We start from the raw sequence: 24,294 nt of genomic DNA on the forward strand, positions 1-24,294 counted from the left end.
TTTTTATTTGCGAACAATCTGGTTTGCTTTTTTAACCAGTAATAATAATGGGAAATAAGAGATCACTGCTGAAATTGGCACGATACAAACCCAACCAAGAATAGCGTATCCAGCAGAATGAGAAAGCCCTTCCCAAACTTGGGAACTATCACCTTCTACAAGTTTATAGGCCCAAGTCAGATCTAATTCTCTATCTGATAAATACGCACCTAATTTCAAAAAAGGGACAATTAGAAAAACTTGAAATGGATACATTGCATAATTTGCGATCTGAATGGAAACTGGATTTAATCTTAAAACAAAACCTACAATAGCACATAGTGCCATTGTAGTTCCAATCAAAGGGAAAATACCAATTGCTCCGCCAATTGCCAATGATAATGCAATCTTTTTCGGACTAGTTCCGGTTTTTAATTCCTCTAATATCCTTAATTTTGTCTTAGCGAAAAAAGAAGGTTTCGATTCTTGATTTTCTAATTTTGTCACTGAGAATTTAATCCGAGATTATTCGGTCTGGTATACACTACCTGAACCACGCTGATATTTCTCATATGAAAGGCAGCAGCGCAATACGAAAAATAATATCTCCATTTACGTAGAAATGATTCATCATAACCCATGCTTCGAATGGAGGAAAGATTTACTTCAAATCCCTTCTGCCAAGACATGAGAGTTTGATCATAGTATCTACCTATATCTTCTAACTCATGGAGGAACATATCACCGGTTTTATTGATGGCCTCGTTGATCCTTGCAATCGAAGGCAAAAGTGATCCGGGGAAAATGTGTTTTTGGATAAAATCCACTCCCTTTCTAAAAGATTCATATCTAGAGTCAGGGCATGTGATGATCTGGTGTGCCATTAGTCCGTCTTTTTTCAAAACTCTATGACACATTGCAAAGAAGTCCTCGAAATATTCGTGGCCGACTGCTTCTAACATTTCCACAGTCACAATCTTATCGTAAGAGCCTTGTACTTTTCGATAATCTTCCAATCGGACTTCTATCTTATCTTCTAAACCCATAGCGGAAATCTTTGCTTTTGCAAATTTATATTGTTCTTCCGAAATCGTATAAGAAGTCACTCTGCATCCATAATTTTTAGCAGCGTAAGTAGAGAATGCACCCCAGCCAGTTCCAATCTCCAAGAGATGATCGGAAGATTTGAGTTTCAATTTTTTACAAAGATTTTCGATCTTTGCAATTTGAGCTTCTTCTAACGATTTTGATGGATCAGAGAAGTATGCGCAGGAATAAGTCATTGTAGGATCTAAGAATTTCTTGTAAAAATCATTTCCTAAATCGTAATGTTCGGAAATATTTTTCTTACTTCCTCTGACAGAATTATTTCTGAACAAATGTAAAAGCCGATTCCCCAAATTCATTAGAGCAAGATGAATGAAATTTTTATTAGAACCGCTGACAGAAGGTGTACTTTCTATATTTAGCAAGAACCAGCAAATGATTGCACGAATATCGTCCGTATCCCAATCACCGTCCATGTAAGATTCTGCTAGTCCAATATCTCCATACAATACTATCTTTTTGAAAAACTTTCTATCTTTCACTTGTAAGATAGCGTGATGGAACTCTGGGGGATCAGAAGAATTCGGATTTCCTAGATATCTTTGCCCGCCATCAGGAAAAAGAACACGTAAAGATCCTCTCTGCATTCCAGATAAAGCGGAGAAGAAAATCCTCTCATAAAAACCTAAAGTTCCGGACTCGGAACCTGCACTTTCCAACGGTTCTACTTTTGCAATATTATCGCCTTCCAAGATGCAATCCTCTTTGTTTGTCTAATCCTTCATTCTTTCGAATGAACGGAAGTTTTTTTAGGTAAAGAAGAAAGGCCTGCCAGTGTATAAGCCCGATCACTCTCAAAGTTACGAAAGGATATTTTAAGAACATCCAGATCAAATTTAGATCAGTTAGATCTAAATCCTTCCCGGTATAAGTAGTCACCATGACCCTTTCTCCATTTTCGAAAGCGTCTATCCTTAAGTTTATCCTTCCACCCTGGGGAGGATTTAAATAAAATTCGAACTCTGAGTCCAAGCTGACAAACGGAGAAACATAGAAGAACTTCCCTTCTTTCTTTTTAAATCCTTTTTGTTCAAAGGATCCTTTTCCAAGGAAGAATAACTTCATTTCTCCGAATGTATTTCCAACCTCAGCAACGGCGCATATTGGATTTCCATCTTTACCCTCAGCAAAATAAAATGATACCGGATTAAAGACGTAGCCGAATACTCTTAGGTTGGTGATTAGCGTTACCTTTTCTACCTCTTCTTTGACTCCTTCCTGTCTTAAGTACTCTAAAAAATTTTCTTTAATACCTTTTTTTCCGAAGTTTAGATGATCGCTATCCTTGAAAGAAAATATCCGAAACTTATTATTTCCAAGCATCCATAAACGATCGTTTACTAAATCAAGTTCGTCCAGATCCAATTGAAATGTAAAGATTCCGTAATTAAACCGATTCGGTTTAGGGATCTTTCGATCATGCATGACCCTTGCTTCGACTATCTTAGAATTTAGTCCCATACCTTCTTCCCAAGTAAGGTTTCTGATAATTCTTTTGCTGACCAAAAGGCATCCTCATGAAATCCATATCTAAAATAACTGCCGCAGAAATAGATAGGTCCAATTTGATTCAGTTCGGATAATCTACCTTGCGCTTTTAGAGAACCAACATGAAAGAGAGGATGTTCGTATTTTATCCTTTTCACGATCTTTCTAGGGTCCACAAGTCCCGGGTCCCCTATCGATAGAAAGTAATCCTTCTTCTTTGACACGCCCTGCAAACTATTCATCCAATAAATCGTATGAGGTTTGATTTGCCCTTGGATTTGGTCCATTCTATAATTCCAAGACGACCAAGTAGATCTTGTGTTAGGCATTACGGAAACATCAGTATGTAAGGTAGCAATATTCTCCTGATAGGCAAACTGTGATAATAATTCTTTCTGGAGCGGAGTAGGTTTTTTCAGAATGGATAAGGAACTATCAGCATGACAGGCAAGTATTACCTTATCGAATACTTCAGACTTTTTACCCTTGAATATAAGTTTTACCTTACCCGCTGGAGTCGCTTCTACACCTAAAACTGGTGAGTTTGTATGAAATCGATCTCTATTGGGAGAAAGAAGCCTTTTTACATACTCAATGGAACCCCCATCCACAGTGTACCATTGGTGTTGAGTATTCAGCCCCAAAAATCCATGATTCAAGAAGAATCGAACTAAAGAGTAAGCTGGGAACTCCAACATCAGATCTTCCGGAGTGGACCAAACTGCTGAACTCATTGGCACAAGATAGTATGTCAAAAGATCAGGATGATACCCTTCTTCTTTTATATATCTATCCAAAGAATATTCTTTGTATTTAGGATCTTGTAAGATCTTAGGAGACTCATCGTTGAAACGATTGATATTCAAAAGTAAACGTAAAAAGCGAAAATTGAATATATTCTTTTTCTGAGCAAATAAACCACTCAGACCTGAACCGCAAAACTCCAGATTGTCCGGAACATGCTGCACACTAAATGACATACTGGTCTTTTTTGTAGGCACATTCAATTCTTCAAAAAAACGTTTTAAGTTGGGATAAGTGACATGATTGAAGACAATAAATCCAGTATCTATTGGGATGTTTTTATCATCCTCCGGAACAGATACAGTATTTGTGTGACCTCCAACATAGTCTGCTTTTTCGAAAACGGTAATATCGTAATGATCCCTTAGGAAATAAGAACAACCCATTCCTGCAATGCCAGAACCAACGATAGCAAGTTTTTCCTTTTTTCGATTAGAAATCCGTACAGACTTCTTCTTTAGCGGAGAATTCTTTTTCAAAAACTTCCTTCTTCCTTTGTATTTTTGTATTATTGGAGTTCCTTCGCTAAGATATGTCTTAGGAAGGCTTTTTTATAGACTTACTTTGAATCTTTATGGTTTGGAAAAAATTTTCCAAAACTTGGCCATTAAAAGGAAATTCGTAGTTTTAGTAAAACAAATTAGCCGAATCCGTATGCAAGAGCAAGGTATCGTAAGATACGAAGTGAGAATACTACCAAAGCAAATATCCAAAACTTCTGTCGGAAGAAGCCAGAAAGTACCGTGATTGGATCTCCTACAAATGGTAGAAAAGAAAATCCCAATACCCAATATCCCCATCTGGACATTCTTTCTGCCCAGCCTGAGTATGTTTTGGATTCGGAGATCCTTGCTTCTATCTTTTTCCCGAACCAATAACCCAGAGAATAGTTGAAAGCGCAAGCGGCACAATTTCCGATCGATGCCCAGAGCACTGCCTCTCCTGGTGAAAGCCCGGACCAGATTGCTCCCATTAGCGCGGCCTCTGAACTGAATGGAAGCAATGTAGCGGCTGCAAAAGAGATCAGTGTCAATCCGGGGCCAGCATATGCTTGTAGGAATTCCGATAAAAATTTTGAAAATTCCAATATTGGGTCTCCAGGTCCTAGATTTTTTCCAGAACAAGTCCAATTTCAAATGACCCCTTTAGGCCTTGGATCGGATATGTAAAGTAAGACAATTTTAATACAAGAGCGCCTAACCTTGAAAAAATTAATATTCATATTTGCACTTTGCATTTTCTCCATTGTTCCTTTTTCATTATTCGCAGAACCCTTTACCCTATTAGGAGAAGGCACACAAATTTCCCCATTCACAGTAAAATTGGGAGTCGGAACAGGACAGGCAGAATACCAGTACGGTCTTTCAGGCAGATCTGAAACTTACAGAGCAGGTTTTGAATATAATCCTAGAAACTTAGGTTTCGAAGTTGGAGTGAACCGAAGCGGCTATTTTGTTCCTCAAGACCGCTCTACAGAAATGGCCTCCGCAATAATACTTTCCGCCCCTTCTTTGGACAATTTCGCTTATTATTTTGCAGCGGCAGCAGCGATCGATAAGGTGACCTTCTCCAAAACGTTTTTAGACCTGGGGCCCACGCTTCATTTTCGTCCTGGATCCAAATTCGATCCATATATTGGAGGTGGATTGGGAATTGCAGACTTGGGAGCCAAACAATCCACATTAAGGGCTTACGGTAAAATTGGAGTCCGGATGAATTTCGAACGTAGCTTTTTGTTTTTAGAATTGGAAGGAGCTTCTATCAATCGCCATTTCCAAGGAGAAAAGTTTATCTATGGAGAAGGTTCCGGAATTTTTGGATTCGGTTACTATTTCGGATCTTCCCCTTCCTCTGACACTAAAGAAATATCTCCTGTAAAACCGAAAGAAGAAGAACCTGCATCTAAGCAGGAAGAAGTTAAAAAAGAAGAGGTTACTCCTTCCAAAACGGAAGAGGATAAACATCTGGAAGAGAATCGATAAGATCGATTTTGAAGACTTCCTATATTTTATGAGGGAATGACTTAATTTTTCGTTTTACCTCGGAAAAGACCTAAAAACAATACGAAGCAAGCGGTGAAAAGCCTGCTTCGTATGGACATCTTCCAGTTTTCCTACCATTCTATCGGTTATATTTCCGGGACCATATTCACTGTTTTTCTAATCGTTTCTTTGCTAAAATTGAAAAGCAAAACGAAACATGCTTGGATCCTGATAACTTATCTTCTATTTGTTTTATTTTTGAATTTCGGATTTTTGGTCAGGACTTCTTTGTTTCTGCCTTCCCTATCTAAGCCCGCTTGCTTCTTAATCGCGCTATATACGTCTTTTTCCAATCTGGGGCTTTTATATTTTATATATTCCTTTTTTGGAATAGATCGCAAAAAAGAATCCAGGATCACACTAATAACAATATTTTCCGCCGGAGTGTTCGGATTTTTATTCTATGTTTTTAAGAATGTAAACTCAGATGTATCTTATAATTTCAGCATCCAGATGTTTGAATTTCAGGAGCCGGAATCCACGGCCCCTATGGGTTCTATACATTTTTTAACCTTTATTTGGATCTTGGTTGTGATACTAAGACAAAACGTACATTTAAGAAAGGAACTTACTCTCGAATCAGATACAGCCTCAATAACAGAGAAGAAAAGAGAATTAAGAATGTCCCGAAACTTCGGACTAGCTGTTTTACTTCATGCATTATTTTCTCTCACCTATACTTTTTATGGATGGGGCTATCTTTCATTTTCCAACTTTCAGCTTATACTAACTTCCGCCACAAGCTTGCAGCTTTTCTTATATACGGTTCTGTATCTGAATTATTTTCCAGAACCTTCTTCTTTTATGATCAAGATACTGGGGGTTTCCCTGGCTACCGTGCTCATACTTCTATGTGTGGTCGCTCGGATCAGCTTTATACTAATTGAAAGTAATTATGATGATACGAGAAGAACTGAAATTGAGAACCTAAGAGAAAATTTAAAATTAGGCAAAGACCATATCCTGCCTAAAGACGTATTATATCTAATCTCCAGTTCAGATCAAAATAATACTTCTAGGTCCAATTCTTCAGATGGGAACGAACTGGAGCCTATTTCTAAAAGAATGTATAGAACACTCTCTCTTCCTGAGAATAAACCTGCTTACATTATTTGGTATACATTTTATTCAGAGGGAAGGATCTACGAAATAGGTTATCCTTATGAATCTTATAGTAAGATGATACATTCGATAGTTTCGGTAATTGCTTTGATCCTAATTTCTTCTTCTCTCTTTTTGCTCCTTCTACTTCCATATTTGATCCGTAAAGGATTAAGAGATCTGCAAGTAGATCAGAAAAAGATCTAGCTCAATTTCGATAGTAGTAGTTTAGACTAGCAGCTTTCTCATTTGCTCCGTGATGGAAGCTGCTGCTTTCCCTGCTGCCTGAGCAAAATCAGGGCCGGAAGAAGAAAATATAATACTCCTGGAAGAATTGACTAAGGAATTTTTCCCACACACGGAGATCACCTCTTCTAAAGAAGCTCCTTGTGCTCCATAACCCGGTATCAAAAAGATCCGGTCCGGATGAGCTTTACGAATTTCTAATAATTCTTTCGGATGAGTTGCTCCAACTACGAGACCTACATTCTTGGCTGGGAATTTTTCACTGAGTGCAGCAACTTCTCTGTAAAGAGTTCTGCCGGTTTCAGAGAATGTTTTTTGTTGGAGTTCCGCAGAATCCGGATTGGATGTTAAACAGAGCAGGAATACCATTCTAGAATCGTCTTCGATGAACGGTTTGATCGTATCAGATCCCATATAAGGCGAAAGAGTGAGTGAATCCACACCCAATTGTTTGAAGAAAAACTTAGCATACTGTCTTGCAGTATTATCTAAATCCCCCCTCTTTGCATCCGCAACAATTGGAATCTCTGGATGATTTGTTTTAATATGAGAGATCAACTTTTCGAATTGTTCAATTCCTTTGGAACCAAATGCTTCGAAGAATGCAATATTTGGTTTGTAGGCGACTGCATATTCTGCGGTAGCATCTACAATATCTCTGGAGAATACGTATAGATTGTCTGGGACTTTTTCTAAATGGGAAGGAAGTTTAGTGATATCAGGATCGATCCCAACGCAAAGAAGGGAGTTTAATATCTCCCTTCTTTTGACGAATTTGGAATAGAAATCCATTATTTTCTGACGATGTACTCTTGCGCGAAAGGAGGAAGAGTAAATGCAGCCTTATGGATCTCCGTAGAGTAATATTTTAATCCTTTTGGAACTCTCTTAGGATCCGGTTCTACTTTATAAGGATCTGGCCCTTTAGAGCAGTAAGTGAATCCAATAATTCCGGAAGGATAAGTAGGAACCACTGTGAAATAATATCCGCAGTGATTGAATACCTGAGGAATGAATTGGAATAATTCCTTAATTACTTTTCCGTGATAGTAAAAACTTTCCGCTTGAGAAGTACAGATCCCTCCTTGTTTCAAGGAAGCAGCCATTGTCTCATAGAAAGGTCTTTTAAATAAAACTTCTGCAGGTCCAATTGGATCGGAAGAGTCGACACAAATTACGTCGAAATATTCTTTATAATCCTGAACGTATTTTGCTCCGTCTTCGTATGCATGTTTGACTCTTGGGTCTTTCATCGCATTTGCGATCTCAGGAAAATACTCGTAACAAACATCCACAACACCTTTGTCTATCTCGCAAAGATGTACTTCTTTAACGGAAGGGTGTTTTAGGATCTCGCGAACAGTTCCTCCGTCCCCACCACCGATCACAAGAACTCTCTCTGGATTCGGATGGCTCATCATAGGAACGTGAGCGATCATTTCATGATAAGCAAACTCATCTGCCTCAGTCATCATGACCACCCCATCCAGGGTAAACATGCGACCGAAACTTTGAGATTCGAATACGTCTATTTTTTGAAAAGGAGTCTTACGAGAATGTAAGAACTCCTTCACTCTAATCTTGAGAGCCCTTCCGTTAGGTAACTCGAGGGTCTCGTCCAGCCAAAGTTCCAATATGACCTCTTAGAAGCGGTTTGTTACTGTCAGACGCATTGCAGCGCCTTTGAAAAATTTGCGAGTAAACTCAGCCGCAACTTTAGGATCATATCCCTTACAAGAGAAGATATCGATATAAGAAGTATTGGTATCGTTTGCGAAGTGAGCAGAGATACAAGAAGTCTCGATCAATTGCACCATGGAGTATCCAGCTACACGATCGTCTTCTCCGAAGTAAACTACTTGGGTTTCGCCGAAACGTTTCATCTCGATCAAATCACATAGTTCAACTACGTATTGTTTAATTGCATCTGCATCACGAATAAGAGCTGCGTCACAGTTTTCCAAGTCGATGGATGTGAGAAGTCCCCAAGCTCCGTCTTTGAAAGGCTCATATACTTTCAATTCAGGATCAGACTCGATTTTGGACTGGATATAAGTAGGGAAACTTCCGTTGAAACGTTTACGGACGATTTCAGCCTCTTCATTACGAGCCCAAGCGAGTTCAGGATTTTTCATCGCAGGATGATAAGTGATCTCTTGACCAGCTTCGATATCACGAAGCGCAACCAGAGTAATATCCCCCTGGAAACCGCAGTTTGCATCCGCAGATTGGCGGATATAATGAACAGAATCAATTCCGTCATCATGCAAAGGAGAAACCAGATAGAAGTCCTTATGGACTCTATGAGGAGAAGAAAGTCCGGAAAGGCCTGCAAGCTCATTCTTATGAACTGCTTTTCCTCCCCAAACTGCTACAACTTCTCCAGCAGAGATAGTTTCCCTAGTGAAAAGGAAAGCTTCGCCCTTGTCGGTAGTAGCGATTTCGATACTGTTTCTTAGATAAGAAAAACGATTAACTATTTTAAGTTGGTCTTGGATCTTTAGGCTCATACTCTGATACCTCTCCTTAAAGTTTGAAAATAAGTGAAGTCGCCCTTTCCTCCCGGAGAGGGGAACTCGTCTTTATCAATTAGGGTGTTTCCGGCTCTGCCGGAGAGAAGATACTTATTTCCCAACTGGCTTGTGAGGTAGGTCTACGCCAAGTTTCAACAAACCGCGCTTCATCTCCACTACAGAGATGCTCTTTGAGCCGAAGCGTTCCTTGAGATATTCCAGAGCTGCCTGATTATCGATTAGGTCTCCGCAAGTGAAGACGTCGATAGCGCAATAACCGTATTCTGGCCAGGTATGTATGGCGAAATGGGATTCGCTCACGACAACCACACCGCTCACACCAAAAGGACTAAATCTATGAAAAACAGATTTAACTGTGGTGGCGCCGGAGAGGTCGACTGCCTTCAACATGATATCTTCTACCAATTCGTGATTGTTGATGGTCTCGTAATCACACTCATAAAATTCTGCAATTACGTGCTTTCCCAATGCGTTCATCTACTGCCTGACACCTCCGAACCGGTTTTGGTTTAGTAACCGAGCATGCGTATGACTATGTTTTTTTGTCAACTCTCTACGTAAATTTAATTTATTTTTTCTGTACAGCTTTTTCTAAGATCGGAAGATCCTACAAAGAGATAAGATCAGAACTTTCTGACGGCTAGATTGAAGAAATCCATACGAGGAGTATGAACATCAAAAATATACGAATTCAAAAATGGGTCCTTTTGAGCATTTTCGGGGTTTTTTGGGTTATTTTAGGTACGTTGATTTACATCAATAGTGAGAAGTTTGACTTCTTGAAAACTTCTTCTTTTATTTTTCATTCCAAACAGGAAGCGATATCGAGCGCAGAGAAGAATGAAAAAAAAGGAATCGTACTTATCTTAACTCCCAAAGCTTGCGGAGATTGTGGCGTAAGTACCACACTCCTAGAGGAATTAGATTCTTTAGGTTGGAGTATTGTACGATTGGATGAAGAAGATCCGGACTACGAAACCATCCTCTCCGATGATAGATTTTCAGAAATACTACCGGCGATACAAGAATCTAAACCCGCGTGGGGAGTATTTAATTTGGGAGAAGAACTTTTGCTTAGCAAACCTGGATTACCAAGCAAATCAGATCTAGAAACGATTTTGTAATATTAAGAAGGGAAGCCCTTTTGGTTCGCACGGAGACCACAGAGTCCACTGAGGGGTTGGCTCCGCATTAACAACTCTGCGTGCTCCGTGTTCTCTGTGCGATACTTCTTCTTTTTACTCAATCTCCCTTTTTCAGGAATTCGGAGATGGAGTTTTTGTCCTTCTCCAAAGAATGTCTATGGATCTCTTCGATCACAGTTTCGATCACAGAACCCATTAAGAAGACTCCGGAGCTTACTTTTACTTCGTAACTTCTTTCTGATTCATGAGGGCCAATCTCCTTGTATACAGAGAATCCCTTGATAGTGACTATGGAATCGTTTCCTGGAGGAGCAATCGTAAACTCGTGGGTGTTTGTAGAGATATCGAAAACGGAATCTTCCAGAAGAGAAGGATCCGAAAGAAGTGTAGCAAGCACCTTTGGCAGGGATTCGGCTAACTTTACCTTTCTTTTTTGGTAAACTTTGTTTCCCTCTTTTCTTTCCTCCAATAATTCCACGTTTTTCAACTCTGGGAATCTATCTAAATATTTGTACCTATCTTCTCTCGCTCTGAGTAGATCTTGGAGGGGAACTGGGAAAGTTTGTACTACTTTATATTGTTTCATCCAGGGGAATCCTTAAGGATTTGTTTAGCCGTTTCCCGGGCAGTCTGTTTGTATTTCCCCACTCGGGAAACCCTTTTTTCCTTCCGGTCGAAAGGAAAAATCCGAATGACAGGCTAGCCGTAAAAGGGGCTCATGACTAGAGATCCTACGCTCATTTCAAAGAATGAAAGACAGAACTTGGATAGAACTTTCCACAGCAGCGATCTCAGCGAACCTGAAAAATTTTCGCGCCCTTCTCTCTCCTAAGACCTTACTCACTGCAGTTATCAAATCAAATGCCTATGGTCATGGACTCTTAGAAACCGCTGAGCTTGCTTACCAAGGCGGAGCAAATCTTTTCGGGGTCAATTCTTTGGAAGAAGCAAAACTTCTCCGCGCAAAATATCCAGAGTTTAAAATCTTGATCATGGGAGAAGTTCCCGGGCTTGCAGAGAGGACATCCGAAGTTTCAGATCCGAATTTTTGGATCATAGTATCTCGAACGGAAGAAGTTAGAATTTTAACAAATTGTAAACCTTCTCCCCAGATCCATTTAAAGGTGGATACTGGAATGGCTCGGCTTGGTTTTTTTGGTGCCGACTTAGAAAGAACACTCTCCGAGATCAAATCAGAAGGCCTGAGATTGGACGGGATCGCAACTCACTTTGCAAGTACAGAGGATGTATTAGAGCAGAAATATTCTAAAGAGCAGATGAAAGCTTTTACGGAGGCAATCCTTCTCGCTGAAAAATTCGGATTCAAAAATTTAGTCAAACATGCATGTGCTTCTGCTTCGACAATGTTATTTCCGGAAGCTCATTATGATTTGGTTCGTGTGGGGATCTCACTCTACGGTCTATGGCCGAGTTTGCAAACAAGACTTTCTTTGCATCTAAGCGGCAAAAAAGATTTTAATCTTTCTCCTGTTCTTTCTTGGAAAACACGAATAGTTCATATCAAAAATGTTCCAGAAGATAGTTTTGTAGGATATGGTTCTACATACCAAACCAGTGCACCTACTCGCATCGCAGTTGTGCCTGTCGGTTATTACGAAGGATTGGATCGAAAACTTTCTAATAATGGAGTGATGCTCGTAAAAGGAAAAAGAGCAAAGATCCTAGGAAGGATCTGTATGAATATGACCATGTTGGATATCACACATATACCAGGAGCAGAGATCGGAGACGTGGTCACTATTATAGGTAAAGAAGGAGAAGAAGAAATCTCCACAGATGATCATGCAAACTGGACTTATACAATCAATTATGAAGTTACCACTCGGATCAGCGAGTCGGTCCCCAAAAAAATAGCAAAATAAAAAAAGAGAAGAGGAACTGGATGGATCCGATTACAGAAAAAGAAACTCCAAAACAAGTTCAACCTGTTTATACTACTAAGACCTATAGTTTTTTGATCAGGATCGTATTCAAAGCAAGAGGGATCCTATTCGATGGTTTTGAAGAACATTTTCCGGCAAGTAATCCTAAAAGAATTTTAGAAGCGCCTTATCCTTCCATTCTAATGGCAAACCATGTATGGGAAGGAGATGTTCCCGCTCTTGCTGCAGTTTATCCTCATATTCATCCTTCTATCAAATTTGCGATCCCAGCTAGAGAAGATATCTTAGGAAAAGATTTTTTAGTAAAGGAATTCAAACCGAAAGGACTACTTAAACTTTTCTTTTTGCTTATAGATAAATCAGGAATGATCCCTAAATATTTGGATTATATTGGTTGTGTTCCTATCAAAAGACCATTCAGAGATAATGCAAGGGAACTTCTGAAAAAAGGACTCTTGAGAGATATGGTAGACCAAGAATGGGGCTACCTTTCCGATCGGATCTCAGAAGGAAGGAATCTTTTTCTATTTCCAGAAGGAGTGTTTAACCAAGACGGTTATATGGCACAGGTCAAAAAAGGAGTCTATTTTCTCAGAACTAAATTCAAAAATTTGAATTTTACATCCTTCACCTTGACTTACGATTATTTCTCTTCTAAAAAATCAGAACTTCATATTGGTTACGGAGAACAATTCCCTATTCCCGAAAATGCAGATGCAGATCAAGTTTCAGGAATAGTAAAAGAAAGATTGGGGAGCGGGTATACAATCACCGCTGGAAATTTAGCTTCTTATTTAGTTTTAAAATTCGAAGGGAAAGCAAAAGAAAGTAAGGAAAAATTATTTTCACTTCTCACATCATTAGCGGAGAAGATTAAGAATACTCATCCTGAAATTTATATTTCCGAAAAATTTAAAACGGATGCAGTCCGACACGCGTTCGATTCTTTTTTAGAGAAGGCCAAAAAAGGCGGGTTCCTAAAATTAGAAGGAAACGATATAGTTTTCTTAGAAAAATTATTTCAGATCCCAAAAGATCTGCATAATTTAAAGAAGAAAAATCTGGTCTTATATCACAGAAACCAACTTACGTACCATCTTCCTAAACTTGATACGGCTTGGTCTACTATTAACGCCTGAGGAGTAACTTTTGGCATTTTGGAAAAGATTTGTTTCCCGCAAAACAAGGGTAGAAAACTGGATCACCAAACCCGGAGTTCTGGAAAACAGCGTACAAAAAAGTTTACATTTTTTATTTAGATCCAGCTTAGAGGAAATTTTTCCGGAAGACCTTTCTATCTCCCCTTCCGCTTTAGGACTCGTTCGTCTTCCTGAAGAAAAACTAAAAGTTTTAGCGGAAGAATTTCCAATTGAGAAAGCTTTTCCCTACACTTCTGCGGATGAATTTCTTTCAGAAGAATCTATGAATTCTATCGTAGAATTCATTGCCGGGACTCAGGCCGCCCCATCTAAAAATCTGATCCTAGGAATTTTGAATCAGCCTGAAGTTCAGGCAATTTTCTCCCAAGGTTTGGAAAAAGTCCTAAGTGAATTTCATAAAAAGATAAATCCTTTACACGGAGTTTTCCAAGCAGCAGGTCTGGAAAAGCAGATCTCTCAGTTTTTATCATCTTTATTACCTACATTTACCGAAAGGATAGCTGATTTTGTTTCTATAGGTTCTGGAACTCAAGAGATACAAACTGTAATCCGAAATACTTTGAAAATTCTTTTCCAAACAGGTTTTAGCGATCTAGGAAGATTGGAAACTTCTAGATTTGGTGCGGGGTCTGATAGGATCAGAAGAGCAATTGCAAGTGATGAAAAAGTTAGAAGTGCTATGGAGAATCTATACTCCGTAAGCAGAGACACATTACTGAATCATTATAGAAAAGAAACTTTGAAAGAGTTTATCGGACTTTCAGAACCTGAATTAGATTTATGGATCAGTAAAATTGCAGATGATGCAGCGTCTAATATTAGAAAGGTCCACGCCAAAAGATCTCTTTCGCCTTTAGTTCTGGATCTACTCTCGGATATTTTAGGATGAAGAAGGTAATCTCCACTATTCAAAACGCATTAGAATACCTGGATAAACTAGGCCCTCAAAAATCATTCCAGTTATTCCGTAATTTAGGTTATGAAGCGTTATTTTCCATTTCGGAAAAGGTGGATCATAAAAAACTTTTATTCTTAAGTCAAAATTTAAGCGAAAAAGAAATTGTAACCCTTCTGCAGTCAATCCAAGAGACTACACTCGTAGACCTGATCCAAAACACAGTCCCATCCGATATAGTTTATTATGTAAAACATCTAGGCCTAAAGGATCTGAAATTTTTAGCAGAATCCATTTCTCCTTTTGATGTTTCCAAGATCAATCATACAATAGGTTCTAAAACGATTGTGGAGATCTTAACAAATATCGGACCGGATTCTTCGATCTCTTATTTGAATGCGATTGGTATAGATTCTTTTCTGGAACTGACAAAGGCATTGCCAGTAAAAGATTTTGTTCCTTTAACCAAAGCATTAACTCCAGAAGAATGTGCGGAATGGATCCGTAAAAGATCCATCTCAGAAATCCCTGCTTTATTAAAAGGTTTAGGAACTAAAAACGCAGTAAATCTTTTGCAACAAGTTGGTTTTCAAAAGGTAATTTCTATCTTATCCGTTTTGAATCCGGATGAGCTTGTGAATTTAATTCACACTTTAAATAAAATGAAATTACCTTCGGCAAAAAAACCTGCCGCTAAGAAAACAAAAGTTCCTCAAAATAATAGAAGTTCAAAGAGAAAACGTAAAAGTTCTTAAACTTAGTTTCCTTTTTGGGCAGAGATCACTTCTTCCCTACTCTTAGAAATTCCATCCAATCTTTCCTTTACAAGTTTCTCATATTGTGGATTGGCGCTTTTAGGATTTTCTTCGACTAATTTTCGGTAATTCTCCATTCCATATTTCAAGATCTCTAACATGTCGTCGGATCTTTTGAGTTTTGCATTTAGATAGAAGGACATTTCTTCCTTAGGAACATCCTTTCTTTCTAATATTTCTCTTTGGACCCTATAATAATGGTCTTCATTCTCTTTCTTCTTAGCTATTTCCTCTTCTGAGAGTTTTCTAGGAATAAGAGAATTGTTAGGAAATTTTTCAGTAAGAGGTTTGAACTTCTCGTAGAGTTGATCGTATAACTTTGCTCTTTCTTCCGGGCTTAAACTTTCTAGATAAGTTTTCGTTTTAGTAGGTTTAGAACCAGATTCTTCGACAAGTGCAACTGGGCCGGAGGCTGTCTCTTCTACATGTCCTGAAAAGTCTAAAAAGGATCCTCCTTCGAATAGGGAGTTTTCTTGTCTAGTCAAGGTTTCTTCCGAGAGTCCACCTTGGTAGCTTGTGCTTTCTTTTGTAGATGTTCCCGGAAATAGAAGATAAAAAATTCCTATTAAGGAAACGATTAATACAGATAAAATTAAATACGTTCGTTTTTGATTCATTCAGAATACAAAGGTAAAATCACCTTAAAAATGCTGCCACCTTTTTGGTTTGGCTCTACGATGACTTCTCCTCCCATTTTATTGATTAAAGTCCGACTGATAGAAAGTCCGAGTCCAGTACCGCCCACAGTTCTGTTCCTTTGGTCTGGTATCCTAAAAAATCTTTCGAAGATCAGTTCTTTATATTTAGGATCTATACCTATCCCGGTGTCCGTAAATCGAACCTCTACTTTTTTATCCCCGATTTTTTTAAGAGAGACATCAATTCCCCCCTTCTCCGTATATTTTATCGCGTTTACAAAAAAATTCGTGATGATCTGAGAAAATTCAAACCTTACTCCTTTGAGTTTCAATTTTTCAGTAAGATTTGTAGTCACTGTTAAGCCACTCTCAGATGCAGAAGGGGAATTAATATATAGAACCTCTTCGATCACGGTTAATGGATCAAAAATTTCGTACATCTCTTCGGAGGTTTGTGAGTCCTTTTTTTCCAATTGTAGAAGGTTATCTATTAGAAAGTTTAATCTCCTCACATTCTTACGAATTACATCAGTCATTTCCTTCTGATCTTTGTCCAAAGGAAGTTGTTCATTCGAGAACAGAAGATCAAAATATCCTTGGATATTCGTCATAGGAGATCTAAGTTCATGCGATATATTGGATATAAATTCATGTTTGATCTTTTCGGATTCTAGAATTAATGCATTATCGTTTACTTGTATCTGATAGAATCTTTTTGTCTCCGCACTAAAACCTGTAACACTCAAACCTACTGAAAATTTAGTACCATCTTTTAGGATCAAGCCTGCTTCCGGAATGAAGGTCATGTTTTGATCCTTTCCCCCGGGAGATTTTAATTCTGTTTGTTCCAAAATATCAGGAAGGACCCTGGCAAGTCTGATATTTTTGATCTCCGAGGTTTGGTATCCAGAAACTTCTCTAAATCTTCTGTTCGCATCCACAATCATTCTCGTGTCTGCATTTACAATGATCATCGCATCCGTTGCAAACTCGAACATATAACGATATCTTTCTTCCGTAGTTTGGCGTTTTAGATCGCTTATATCCAATCTGGTTTCTAAGAGATAATTGTCCTCAGAAAGTCTTTTGTTCTTTTCCTCAATATCACGGATCTCTTGATTCAAATAATCTAATATTGCATTCACTGTTGAACGTATAAAAAGGTAAGGGCTTCTGGGAAGTTGTGTGTCTAATGCGACTTCTCTTCTTCCTAAAAAGAGAGAAAGAGCCAACTCTTTCATTTCGGAAACTAAACTTCGAAGAGGAGAGATATCCTTTACAATATTACCAAACTTGGATTTCCCATTTGAATAATACCCATTATAAAGTTTGGAGTTAGTTTGAGTGACAGAAGAAGGGAATTTGGGGAAAGGATTATCTGCTACCGAATGAGCTAGATTTTCTAAAATCTTTTTTCCTCCGTCCAAACCCGGGAATGTTTTTCCGTACATCTCCATCACAAAACGTACATCTTCAAACGAAGGCATTCCGGATAAAATTTTTCCGAGCTCAGGGACAGGTCTTCTATAAAATCCGTCTAGCTCTCCTGGTTTCCAAGGACAAGGACCTACCCAATCTGCTACGAAAGAATCTCCTTCATATGCAACGTGATTCGCAAGGTCTTCCATTGCCTTTTTGATAGCCCTGGAAACTCTGTTTGCTTCTTCCGGGAATTTGGACGCGAATCGTCCGGTGAACACCAGCATATTTGTAGGCAAGTAATAAGGAGGAATCTCGTTTTCCACAGTGAGACAGTAACCCTTCTCCCCAAAAAATGGATACTCTTGGAGAGACGCGGCTGCACCTAAACATTCCGCACGTATAAACTCATGAGCGAGTAACGTAGGTCTTGTGGTAAGATAAGGTACCGGTTTTCTGCGATGATAGTTTTCCGAGCGGAAAAATTCCTCTGCCACGAATCTATCCAATGAATAAGGATGAAGGATGGGTAAAAAGCTATGGTATGAATCTCGGATAGACTCAGCTTCCATATAAGATGCAGAATAAAATCCATGCACCAAACAAGATAAAATGACCCCTCTATAAAAAGTCCAATGAGGTGAAGTTTTTTTGAGTTGCTGATGAGCCCATGCAGTAAAAGGAATTTCCCCTGCTTCTGCCCTACCTTCTCTTAAGTGAGCAAGAACTGCCTCGTAACTTTTGAGTGCCCGAACTCTGACAAGTACGTCTTCTTCTTCAAAGTATCCTCGGCTGAAAGCCAAGAATACGGGAAATGCGGTGAGCCTTGGTGTTGTGACTATCTCTATTTCTATCACGCGGTCTATCGTTCTTAGGCGCCGGGTTTTTTCAAGAAACCCTTGGATTTCCTTTCTAAAACCTGTAAAAAAGACTCAGGGATTCGGGAATTTTAGCCGAGAGACATAATAAGGATGTTAAGATTAGCCTTTTTGGCTTAGGTAGGAACTCCTGAGGCCTGTATGAAATTAGATGATCTAGAATCTTATCGCAGAATTGTCTCGAGACTGGAAGAAATCCAGGGACTGACGGAGAGGTTTCAACCAAAACGTCCGGTTGAGGAAGGAGATCCTACACCTAAAAAGATAGAGTCTGAATTTTCACAAGAGTTGGACTCCAAAATGAAAGGAATTTTCTCTCAGGAGAATGATCCGACTCCAAAAGAACTAGGCAATATTATAGAAAGGGAATCTAATAGAAATCATTTGGATCCGAATCTGGTCAAATCCGTGATCAAGGCAGAGTCAAATTTTAAACCGAATGCTGTCTCTTCTAAAGGTGCTATCGGTCTCATGCAGCTCATGCCAGGGACAGCGGATATTTTAGGCGTAGAAAATCCTTTCGATCCGGAAGAAAATATCGCAGGTGGAACAAAATTCCTCGCGGATTTGATGAAGAAGTTCGGAAATTCTGATATGGCAATCGCAGCATACAACGCTGGACCAGGTGCAGTCCAAAAATACGAAGGAATTCCTCCTTACAAAGAAACAAAAGATTACGTTAAGAAGGTAAATCGTTTCTGGAAAGGAGAATATTAAGAAAGTTTTAATAATACTTTTTTAATTCTCCGAACAAACAAGAGGTCAATTCAGAACAGCTTGCCATTTTTTCCGGTTGGAGACAGACCTGCATTTTATCAAAATGTTTTCTGCAACCTCTTAGACAGGAGTTTTCCACCTTATACAATTGGTCTTCGGAAGTCTGAGGATATTTATTCTTAGTACATTTTGCAAGATTATCGCAATAATCCAAACAGATTTCTTTTCCTTCCCACTCCATTCCAGACTGAACCACAGTTCCTCTGGAATATTTGAAGGCGATAAATGTGCCCACGGCCAAACCCAAAACAAAAATGGGAAGATAAGGGAAAATTTTTCTAAAAGGGATTTGGCTCATCGACTCTCCAATTCGGAATCCTTATTCCGAGTAGGCTCATAAAAATATACGTATTCTTTTCCCTGAGTTGGACTCAGGAGTTCCTTCAGGGTAACATCTCTTTTCCAAACAGTTTGTGTCTGAAGAAGTTGGTATCCCGACGGAATAGGGATCTGTTCTTGGAAGAAGACCAAATATCTAGTTCCATCCACACAATTTCGATCCGCTCCAGGAACAGAGTGAATGATCTCCGCTCCAGGAAGTGCGTTTCTAAAAGTAAGTGCAGTCCAAGGATTTTCAGAAACAATACAGATATGCTTTGCTTGAGTGAATGGTCCATTCTCCGGAACCTCACTTAGGTTCACTCTAGGAAGGATAGAAAATTGGATATAAGAGAGTAAACCTGCCGCGATCACCAGGTTTAGAGCAACTGTGGAAGGAACTCCCGACCTTTCTCTTCGAATCCTTCTTCGCATTAATAAAATCAAAAGCAAGAATGCTGTGAATATCAATTCCGCCCAGATATTTTGACCCAGAAGAATTCCAAAACCCAACATTACGGCCAAGACAAAGACACTCACTCCAAAACAGAAGAAATAGTTCAAGGAAAGAAGTCTCGAGAATTGATATTCCTTTTTTCGAATAAAGAATAATCCAATTCCAAGGAAAGCCAATGGAATCAAAGGAAGAAGGTAGTAAAAATCCTTTCGATTCGGTGCCAGGTGGACTAAGCAGATAGCGAGGACTGCCCAAAGGTAGGAACTCCCGACCACTTCCCTTACTGACTTAGGCTTTTGAAATAATTTAGAATAAAATCCGTAGAAGACCGCAAGGCTGAAAGGAAAACTATAGAGTAAGAATCCAATTGGTATGATCCATTCAGACTGGTTGGCGGTGGCTGAGGAAAATTTACCCAAGTTCTCCGTGAAAAAGAAGATTTTTAAGAATTCTTTTCCCAATTCTGAATAGGAAAGAAGGACCAAGATCCAAATTACTGGAACGATTAAAGAAGAAGAATGAAAGATAATATGGGAGAGGAGTTCCTTCCAAATTCTTTTCTTGCCTGCCCATCCCCCATTTGAGTTAAGAAGAAAAATTCCAATAATGGAATAGGACCCTAAAATAATCCCACTATATACTTGGAACACAGGTCCTTTGATTAGAATTGCAATTCCGGAGAAGAGACCTCCCAGAAATAACCAGATCCGATTTTTGGAGAGCCTAAATTCTAAAATGGTGATAGCGACTAGAATGATGAAGAAGCTTAATAGGGACTCCATCATTACCAAACGAGAGAATTTAAACACTCCCAAGGTCAAAGTATAAGCAGAAGAAATTGTGAACGCTAATTTAGAACTTCCATCTGCCCTTCTAATCCCTAAGTAAATTAGAACAGAGGACCCCAAAAAAAGTAAGAAGGAAGGAAATCTTTCCGCAAAAAAGCCAATACCAAAAAGGTTATCCGAGAAAATTCCGAGCCAAAACAAAGCGGGTGGCTTGTAGAGATTTAAAACGCCTTCAAATTTAGGAAAAAGATAGGAAGAAGAGGCTAAACTTTCCCGGATTGTAGCAATATGCATCGCTTCATCCCCTTGGGTTAAGAGCGCGTTCCCTCCGGATCCAGGAAGAAGAAGGAATACGTTTAACAAAATGAGCAGAGAAACGAATATTCTATCTCTATTTAAGCTTTTTTTTAAAAACGAATTCCAACCCATATATTTGAAGAAAGTTCCCTTTTTTACGGAGCCTTGATCGGAATGGATCAAAAAATCCGCATGTAATCATTCACTTACTTATCACCACATTGTAAAAATAAACGTAACAGGCAAGAGTAAAGTGATTTAAAAAGTAAAAATGCGCTTGGCTGATTAGTCGAAGGTCGGGATACATCCCATATAGGCAGTTAGATGGTTCGAACCCCTAAAAAGAAGGTCAAAAAAACTAAGGCATCCAAAGCAGGTGCTCATAGTTCTAATAAAGGTCCTAAAAAAAGAGACCGAAAGGCAACTGAGACCGCTTTAATGAAAGCGGGGATACAAGTTTTTGCCAAAAAAGGATATGATGCAGCAACGACAAAGGATATAGCCAAGACTGCGGGAGCAAACGAAGCTCTTATCATGCGTTATTTTGGTGGGAAGAAGGGACTTTTAGAAGCAATCCTAACTAGAACCGATGATCTAGGCGATTCGACTACAAGCAAAAAAGAAGAGGATACAAAAGAACTTCATTTAGATGAGGCATTGGTCGAGTCCATTACGGAAAGATGTTCTGATTTTAAACATTATTCGGACTTTATGAAAGTTGCAGTTAGTAGGATCATCTTAGATCCAGACGTTAGTAGAATTATCCAAACGAAAATATATACCAAAGCTCTTCCGGAGATGATCCATGAGCTGGAAAAATTTAAGAAGGGAGGAGAAATTGATCCTAAAGCGGATCTGAAGTCAGTTGCATTTGGAATTTCTTCTTTAACCTTTGCCCTCGGATTTATGGCTCAGGTGGTTTATAAAATTCCTGAATCGGAAATCAAAGCTACTATTAAAGAAATGGTTCGGATCTTGCAGAAGGGCCTAAGGCCAGAATCCAAATAAAAAAGCCGAGACCAATATTAGGTCCCGGCTTTCTTCAGAAAAGTTTTACTTTTTGCTTCCGATCAAATTTAAAGCACTTCCCGCTTTAAACCATTCAATCTGCTGAGCATTGTAAGTGTGGTTTACTTGAAATTCATCCTTACTTCCATCTTTATGATGTAAAACTAAAGTAAGAGGAGTTCCTTCTTTAAAACCAGTGAGTCCGATAATATCAATCTTATCGTCTTCTTTGATCTTGTCGTAGTCCGCCTTATCTGCAAATGTCAAAGCAAGCATACCTTGTTTTTTCAGGTTTGTTTCATGAATACGAGCAAACGATTTTACAAGAACCGCTCTCACTCCTAAAAATCTAGGCTCCATAGCAGCATGTTCTCTGGAAGAACCTTCACCATAGTTCTCGTCACCAATCACTATGGTACCGATGCCTTGAGCTTTGTATTGGCGTTGGACTTTAGGAACCTCGTCGTAAGATCCATCTAATTGGTTCTTCACGCTATTGATCTTTTCGTTAAAGATGTTCGTAGCTCCGATCAAGAGGTTATTGGAGATATTATCCAAATGTCCTCTGAACTTCAACCAAGGACCTGCCATTGAAATATGGTCAGTAGTACATTTTCCTTTTACTTTAATCAGAAGGTTCAGCCCTTTCAGATCAGTACCTTCCCACTTTGTAAAAGGAGCAAGCAACTGTAAACGATTGGACTTAGGATCCACAACTACTTGCACACCAGAACCATCGGCAGCAGGAGCTTGGTAGCCGGCATCTTCTACATCGAATCCTTTCTTAGGAAGTTCATCTCCATTTGGAGGATCTAATTTTACCTTCTCCCCTTTTTCATTGGTAAGGGTATCATTATTCGGATCAAAAGTAAGATCTCCCGCAATCGCTAAAGCAGTTACAAGCTCAGGAGAGCCCACGAATGCGAATGTGTTCGGGTTTCCATCGTTTCTAGATTGGAAGTTACGATTGAAAGAGTGAACGATTGTGTTCTTCTCCTTCTTATCGGCTCCTACCCTGGACCACATCCCGATACAAGGACCGCAAGCGTTTGCAAAAACTTTCGCTCCGATCTTTTCGAAAACTTTAATAAACCCGTCTCTTTCAATCGTAAAACGAACTAACTCTGAACCAGGAGTGATCGTAAACTCAGCCTTAGGTTTTAAGGATTTTTCCGCTGCCTGATTTGCAAGAGAAGCTGCACGAGCAATATCCTCGTAAGAAGAGTTTGTGCAGGAACCGATCAAACCAACTTCTACTTTTGTTGGCCATCCGTTCTTCTTAGCTTCTTCTTTCATTTTAGAAATAGGAGTCGCCAAATCGGGAGTGAAAGGTCCGTTCAAGTGAGGTTCTAACTCAGAAAGGTTAATCTCGATCACTTGGTCGAAAAATTTATCAGGATTTGCATACACTTCAGGGTCGGCGGTAAGGTGTTCCTTCACTCCATTGGCCAAATCCGCAATATCCGCTCTATTAGTGGAGCGAAGGTATCTTTCCATAGATTCGTCATAGGCAAATGTGGAAGTAGTTGCGCCGATTTCAGCTCCCATATTGGCGATGGTCCCTTTTCCAGTGCAAGAAAGAGAAGTAGATCCTTCACCGAAGTATTCTACAATTGCTCCAGTCCCACCTTTTACAGTAAGAATTCCTGCTACTTTTAAGATAACGTCTTTTGCAGAAGTCCAACCATTCAATTTTCCGGTTAGTTTCACACCGATCAACTTCGGCCATTTGAGTTCCCAAGGAAGACCAGCCATCACGTCGCAAGCATCTGCTCCTCCGACCCCAATCGCAACCATCCCCAAACCACCTGCGTTTACAGTGTGAGAGTCAGTTCCGATCATCATTCCACCAGGAAATGCATAATTTTCTAAGACTACTTGGTGAATAATTCCAGCTCCTGGTTTCCAGAATCCAATTCCGTATTTGTTGGAAACGGAAGAAAGAAAGTCGTAAACTTCTTTGTTTTCCGTAGAAGCAGTTGCTAAGTCTGTAGAGGAACCAGTTTTCGCAGTGATCAAGTGGTCACAGTGTACTGTGGAAGGAACTGCTACCTTACTTCTACCTGCAGACATGAATTGTAATAAGGCCATCTGTGCCGTCGCGTCCTGCATGGCAACGCGATCTGGGGCAAAATCAACGTAAGATTTTCCTCTTTCGAAATTGGAGGAAGGAGTTCCTTCCCAAAGGTGTGAATAAAGAATTTTTTCGGTCAGAGTGAGAGGTCTTCCGACCACTTCTCTGGCTTTCTTAACCAGGTTCCCGAGTTTTTCATACCGGGCACGAATCATATCTATATCAAATGCCATTGTCATCTCCGATGATGGTTTCATCGTCTCTTAGGGTCGGGGTGCTTGTATAGGATTTTTCAGCCAAAAGGACAATTTTAAGAATACGGAATATCCGTTTACTATTTGATTAGATGGAAGATGGTCGAGAAGGAAAGGTCTGGAGTTCCTACCAGAAATTGGAAGAAAGAAAAGGGAAATAGCTCCC

24 protein-coding genes are annotated in these 24,294 nt (G+C 39.4%); 9 read left to right on the plus strand and 15 right to left on the minus strand.

All coding sequences use genetic code 11. The features are described 5' to 3' along the window. Positions 1 to 3: 3 nt before the first annotated feature. From B1C82_RS00530 to B1C82_RS00550, 5 genes are all read right to left on the minus strand, one after another. Positions 4 to 486: a DUF2062 domain-containing protein gene (locus B1C82_RS00530; protein ID WP_086445670.1), complete on the minus strand. Its 483-nt coding sequence runs from the start codon at positions 484 to 486 to the stop codon at positions 4 to 6. Further along, positions 483 to 1,778, minus strand: coding sequence for an SAM-dependent methyltransferase (locus tag B1C82_RS00535; RefSeq protein WP_086445671.1), 1,296 nt, complete (start codon positions 1,776 to 1,778; stop codon positions 483 to 485). Before B1C82_RS00535 ends, B1C82_RS00530 begins: the two co-directional genes overlap by 4 nt. Beyond that, positions 1,765 to 2,547: a DUF1365 domain-containing protein gene (locus B1C82_RS00540; protein ID WP_086445672.1), complete on the minus strand. Its 783-nt coding sequence runs from the start codon at positions 2,545 to 2,547 to the stop codon at positions 1,765 to 1,767. The genes B1C82_RS00535 and B1C82_RS00540 overlap by 14 nt, the downstream gene beginning before the upstream one ends. Continuing rightward, positions 2,538 to 3,857, minus strand: a complete 1,320-nt coding sequence (locus tag B1C82_RS00545) for an NAD(P)/FAD-dependent oxidoreductase (protein WP_086445673.1) — start codon at positions 3,855 to 3,857, stop codon at positions 2,538 to 2,540. Before B1C82_RS00545 ends, B1C82_RS00540 begins: the two co-directional genes overlap by 10 nt. A 161-nt stretch (positions 3,858 to 4,018) precedes the next feature. Further along, positions 4,019 to 4,465: a YqaA family protein gene (locus B1C82_RS00550; protein ID WP_086445674.1), complete on the minus strand. Its 447-nt coding sequence runs from the start codon at positions 4,463 to 4,465 to the stop codon at positions 4,019 to 4,021. A gap of 115 nt (positions 4,466 to 4,580) precedes the next feature. On the opposite strand from B1C82_RS00550, the gene B1C82_RS00555 reads away from it, so the two are divergent. Further along, a complete protein-coding gene (locus B1C82_RS00555) occupies positions 4,581 to 5,360 on the plus strand; it encodes a hypothetical protein (RefSeq protein ID WP_086445675.1) in 780 nt (259 codons plus the stop codon). A gap of 111 nt (positions 5,361 to 5,471) precedes the next feature. After that, positions 5,472 to 6,728, plus strand: a complete 1,257-nt coding sequence (locus tag B1C82_RS00560; RefSeq protein WP_086445939.1) for a HAMP domain-containing protein — start codon at positions 5,472 to 5,474, stop codon at positions 6,726 to 6,728. Positions 6,729 to 6,749: 21 nt separating this feature from the next. Here B1C82_RS00560 and pyrF read toward each other — a convergent pair whose 3' ends face one another. From pyrF to speD, 4 genes are all read right to left on the minus strand, one after another. Then, complete coding sequence (pyrF, locus tag B1C82_RS00565; RefSeq protein ID WP_086445676.1) at positions 6,750 to 7,559, minus strand: orotidine-5'-phosphate decarboxylase; 810 nt, start codon at positions 7,557 to 7,559, stop codon at positions 6,750 to 6,752. Further along, positions 7,559 to 8,401: a polyamine aminopropyltransferase gene (gene speE, locus B1C82_RS00570; RefSeq protein WP_086445677.1), complete on the minus strand. Its 843-nt coding sequence runs from the start codon at positions 8,399 to 8,401 to the stop codon at positions 7,559 to 7,561. Before speE ends, pyrF begins: the two co-directional genes overlap by 1 nt. 9 nt (positions 8,402 to 8,410) lie before the next feature. Continuing rightward, on the minus strand, positions 8,411 to 9,277 hold the full coding sequence (locus B1C82_RS00575) for an S-adenosylmethionine decarboxylase (protein WP_086445678.1): 867 nt from the start codon (positions 9,275 to 9,277) through the stop codon (positions 8,411 to 8,413). Between the two features lie 114 nt (positions 9,278 to 9,391). After that, positions 9,392 to 9,778, minus strand: a complete 387-nt coding sequence (speD, locus tag B1C82_RS00580) for an adenosylmethionine decarboxylase (RefSeq protein ID WP_008596834.1) — start codon at positions 9,776 to 9,778, stop codon at positions 9,392 to 9,394. 191 nt (positions 9,779 to 9,969) lie between these two features. On the opposite strand from speD, the gene B1C82_RS00585 reads away from it, so the two are divergent. After that, on the plus strand, positions 9,970 to 10,425 hold the full coding sequence (locus B1C82_RS00585; protein ID WP_234008485.1) for a hypothetical protein: 456 nt from the start codon (positions 9,970 to 9,972) through the stop codon (positions 10,423 to 10,425). A gap of 118 nt (positions 10,426 to 10,543) precedes the next feature. Here B1C82_RS00585 and B1C82_RS00590 read toward each other — a convergent pair whose 3' ends face one another. Continuing rightward, positions 10,544 to 11,032 carry a DUF2505 family protein gene (locus B1C82_RS00590; RefSeq protein ID WP_086445679.1) on the minus strand — a complete coding sequence of 163 codons (489 nt, stop codon included), beginning with the start codon at positions 11,030 to 11,032 and terminating at the stop codon, positions 10,544 to 10,546. A 163-nt stretch (positions 11,033 to 11,195) separates the two neighbouring features. Here B1C82_RS00590 and alr point away from each other — a divergent pair, with 163 nt between their 5' ends. The 4 genes from alr to B1C82_RS00610 are packed head-to-tail and all read left to right on the plus strand — an operon-like array spanning position 11,196 to position 15,160. Then, positions 11,196 to 12,329: an alanine racemase gene (alr, locus tag B1C82_RS00595; protein WP_086445680.1), complete on the plus strand. Its 1,134-nt coding sequence runs from the start codon at positions 11,196 to 11,198 to the stop codon at positions 12,327 to 12,329. A 20-nt stretch (positions 12,330 to 12,349) separates the two neighbouring features. Further along, entirely contained in the window at positions 12,350 to 13,489 is a 1,140-nt protein-coding gene (locus B1C82_RS00600; protein WP_086445681.1) for a 1-acyl-sn-glycerol-3-phosphate acyltransferase, read from the plus strand. A 10-nt stretch (positions 13,490 to 13,499) separates the two neighbouring features. Continuing rightward, a complete protein-coding gene (locus B1C82_RS00605) occupies positions 13,500 to 14,399 on the plus strand; it encodes a hypothetical protein (RefSeq protein WP_086445682.1) in 900 nt (299 codons plus the stop codon). Beyond that, entirely contained in the window at positions 14,396 to 15,160 is a 765-nt protein-coding gene (locus B1C82_RS00610; RefSeq protein WP_086445683.1) for a hypothetical protein, read from the plus strand. The genes B1C82_RS00605 and B1C82_RS00610 overlap by 4 nt, the downstream gene beginning before the upstream one ends. A 2-nt stretch (positions 15,161 to 15,162) precedes the next feature. Here B1C82_RS00610 and B1C82_RS00615 read toward each other — a convergent pair whose 3' ends face one another. Both B1C82_RS00615 and B1C82_RS00620 read right to left on the minus strand, forming a co-directional pair. Beyond that, positions 15,163 to 15,837, minus strand: a complete 675-nt coding sequence (locus B1C82_RS00615) for an LIC_20245 family lipoprotein (RefSeq protein WP_086445684.1) — start codon at positions 15,835 to 15,837, stop codon at positions 15,163 to 15,165. Beyond that, a complete protein-coding gene (locus B1C82_RS00620) occupies positions 15,834 to 18,134 on the minus strand; it encodes a sensor histidine kinase (protein ID WP_086445685.1) in 2,301 nt (766 codons plus the stop codon). The genes B1C82_RS00615 and B1C82_RS00620 overlap by 4 nt, the downstream gene beginning before the upstream one ends. 162 nt (positions 18,135 to 18,296) lie before the next feature. On the opposite strand from B1C82_RS00620, the gene B1C82_RS00625 reads away from it, so the two are divergent. Continuing rightward, positions 18,297 to 18,872 carry a lytic transglycosylase domain-containing protein gene (locus B1C82_RS00625; RefSeq protein ID WP_086445686.1) on the plus strand — a complete coding sequence of 192 codons (576 nt, stop codon included), beginning with the start codon at positions 18,297 to 18,299 and terminating at the stop codon, positions 18,870 to 18,872. Positions 18,873 to 18,879: 7 nt separating this feature from the next. On the opposite strand, the gene B1C82_RS00630 is transcribed toward B1C82_RS00625, so the two are convergent. Together B1C82_RS00630 and B1C82_RS00635 are read right to left on the minus strand one after the other, a co-directional pair. Next, complete coding sequence (locus tag B1C82_RS00630) at positions 18,880 to 19,230, minus strand: Cys-rich protein (protein WP_086445687.1); 351 nt, start codon at positions 19,228 to 19,230, stop codon at positions 18,880 to 18,882. Continuing rightward, positions 19,227 to 20,975, minus strand: a complete 1,749-nt coding sequence (locus B1C82_RS00635) for an ArnT family glycosyltransferase (RefSeq protein WP_234008484.1) — start codon at positions 20,973 to 20,975, stop codon at positions 19,227 to 19,229. Before B1C82_RS00635 ends, B1C82_RS00630 begins: the two co-directional genes overlap by 4 nt. Positions 20,976 to 21,116: 141 nt before the next feature. Between B1C82_RS00635 and B1C82_RS00640 the strand changes: the two genes are divergently transcribed. Next, on the plus strand, positions 21,117 to 21,800 hold the full coding sequence (locus B1C82_RS00640; protein ID WP_086445688.1) for a TetR/AcrR family transcriptional regulator: 684 nt from the start codon (positions 21,117 to 21,119) through the stop codon (positions 21,798 to 21,800). Between the two features lie 45 nt (positions 21,801 to 21,845). On the opposite strand, the gene B1C82_RS00645 is transcribed toward B1C82_RS00640, so the two are convergent. Continuing rightward, entirely contained in the window at positions 21,846 to 24,107 is a 2,262-nt protein-coding gene (locus B1C82_RS00645) for an aconitate hydratase (RefSeq protein WP_086445689.1), read from the minus strand. Between the last annotated feature and the right edge of the window lie 187 nt (positions 24,108 to 24,294).

The organism is Leptospira venezuelensis (genome assembly GCF_002150035.1).
In the GTDB taxonomy this organism is placed as follows: Bacteria; Spirochaetota; Leptospiria; order Leptospirales; family Leptospiraceae; genus Leptospira_B; species Leptospira_B venezuelensis.

What these genes read in the sequence shown, in the direction of transcription:
- B1C82_RS00540 (WP_086445672.1), bottom strand. Translation starts at nt 2,547, where the DNA reads ATGGGACTAAATTCTAAGATAGTCGAAGCAAGGGTCATGCATGATCGA.
- B1C82_RS00560 (WP_086445939.1), top strand. Translation starts at nt 5,472, where the DNA reads ATGGACATCTTCCAGTTTTCCTACCATTCTATCGGTTATATTTCCGGG.
- pyrF (WP_086445676.1), bottom strand. Translation starts at nt 7,559, where the DNA reads ATGGATTTCTATTCCAAATTCGTCAAAAGAAGGGAGATATTAAACTCC.
- B1C82_RS00575 (WP_086445678.1), bottom strand. Translation starts at nt 9,277, where the DNA reads ATGAGCCTAAAGATCCAAGACCAACTTAAAATAGTTAATCGTTTTTCT.
- speD (WP_008596834.1), bottom strand. Translation starts at nt 9,778, where the DNA reads ATGAACGCATTGGGAAAGCACGTAATTGCAGAATTTTATGAGTGTGAT.
- B1C82_RS00585 (WP_234008485.1), top strand. Translation starts at nt 9,970, where the DNA reads ATGAACATCAAAAATATACGAATTCAAAAATGGGTCCTTTTGAGCATT.
- B1C82_RS00590 (WP_086445679.1), bottom strand. Translation starts at nt 11,032, where the DNA reads ATGAAACAATATAAAGTAGTACAAACTTTCCCAGTTCCCCTCCAAGAT.
- alr (WP_086445680.1), top strand. Translation starts at nt 11,196, where the DNA reads ATGAAAGACAGAACTTGGATAGAACTTTCCACAGCAGCGATCTCAGCG.
- B1C82_RS00600 (WP_086445681.1), top strand. Translation starts at nt 12,350, where the DNA reads ATGGATCCGATTACAGAAAAAGAAACTCCAAAACAAGTTCAACCTGTT.
- B1C82_RS00610 (WP_086445683.1), top strand. Translation starts at nt 14,396, where the DNA reads ATGAAGAAGGTAATCTCCACTATTCAAAACGCATTAGAATACCTGGAT.
- B1C82_RS00615 (WP_086445684.1), bottom strand. Translation starts at nt 15,837, where the DNA reads ATGAATCAAAAACGAACGTATTTAATTTTATCTGTATTAATCGTTTCC.
- B1C82_RS00625 (WP_086445686.1), top strand. Translation starts at nt 18,297, where the DNA reads ATGAAATTAGATGATCTAGAATCTTATCGCAGAATTGTCTCGAGACTG.
- B1C82_RS00630 (WP_086445687.1), bottom strand. Translation starts at nt 19,230, where the DNA reads ATGAGCCAAATCCCTTTTAGAAAAATTTTCCCTTATCTTCCCATTTTT.
- B1C82_RS00640 (WP_086445688.1), top strand. Translation starts at nt 21,117, where the DNA reads ATGGTTCGAACCCCTAAAAAGAAGGTCAAAAAAACTAAGGCATCCAAA.
- B1C82_RS00645 (WP_086445689.1), bottom strand. Translation starts at nt 24,107, where the DNA reads ATGGCATTTGATATAGATATGATTCGTGCCCGGTATGAAAAACTCGGG.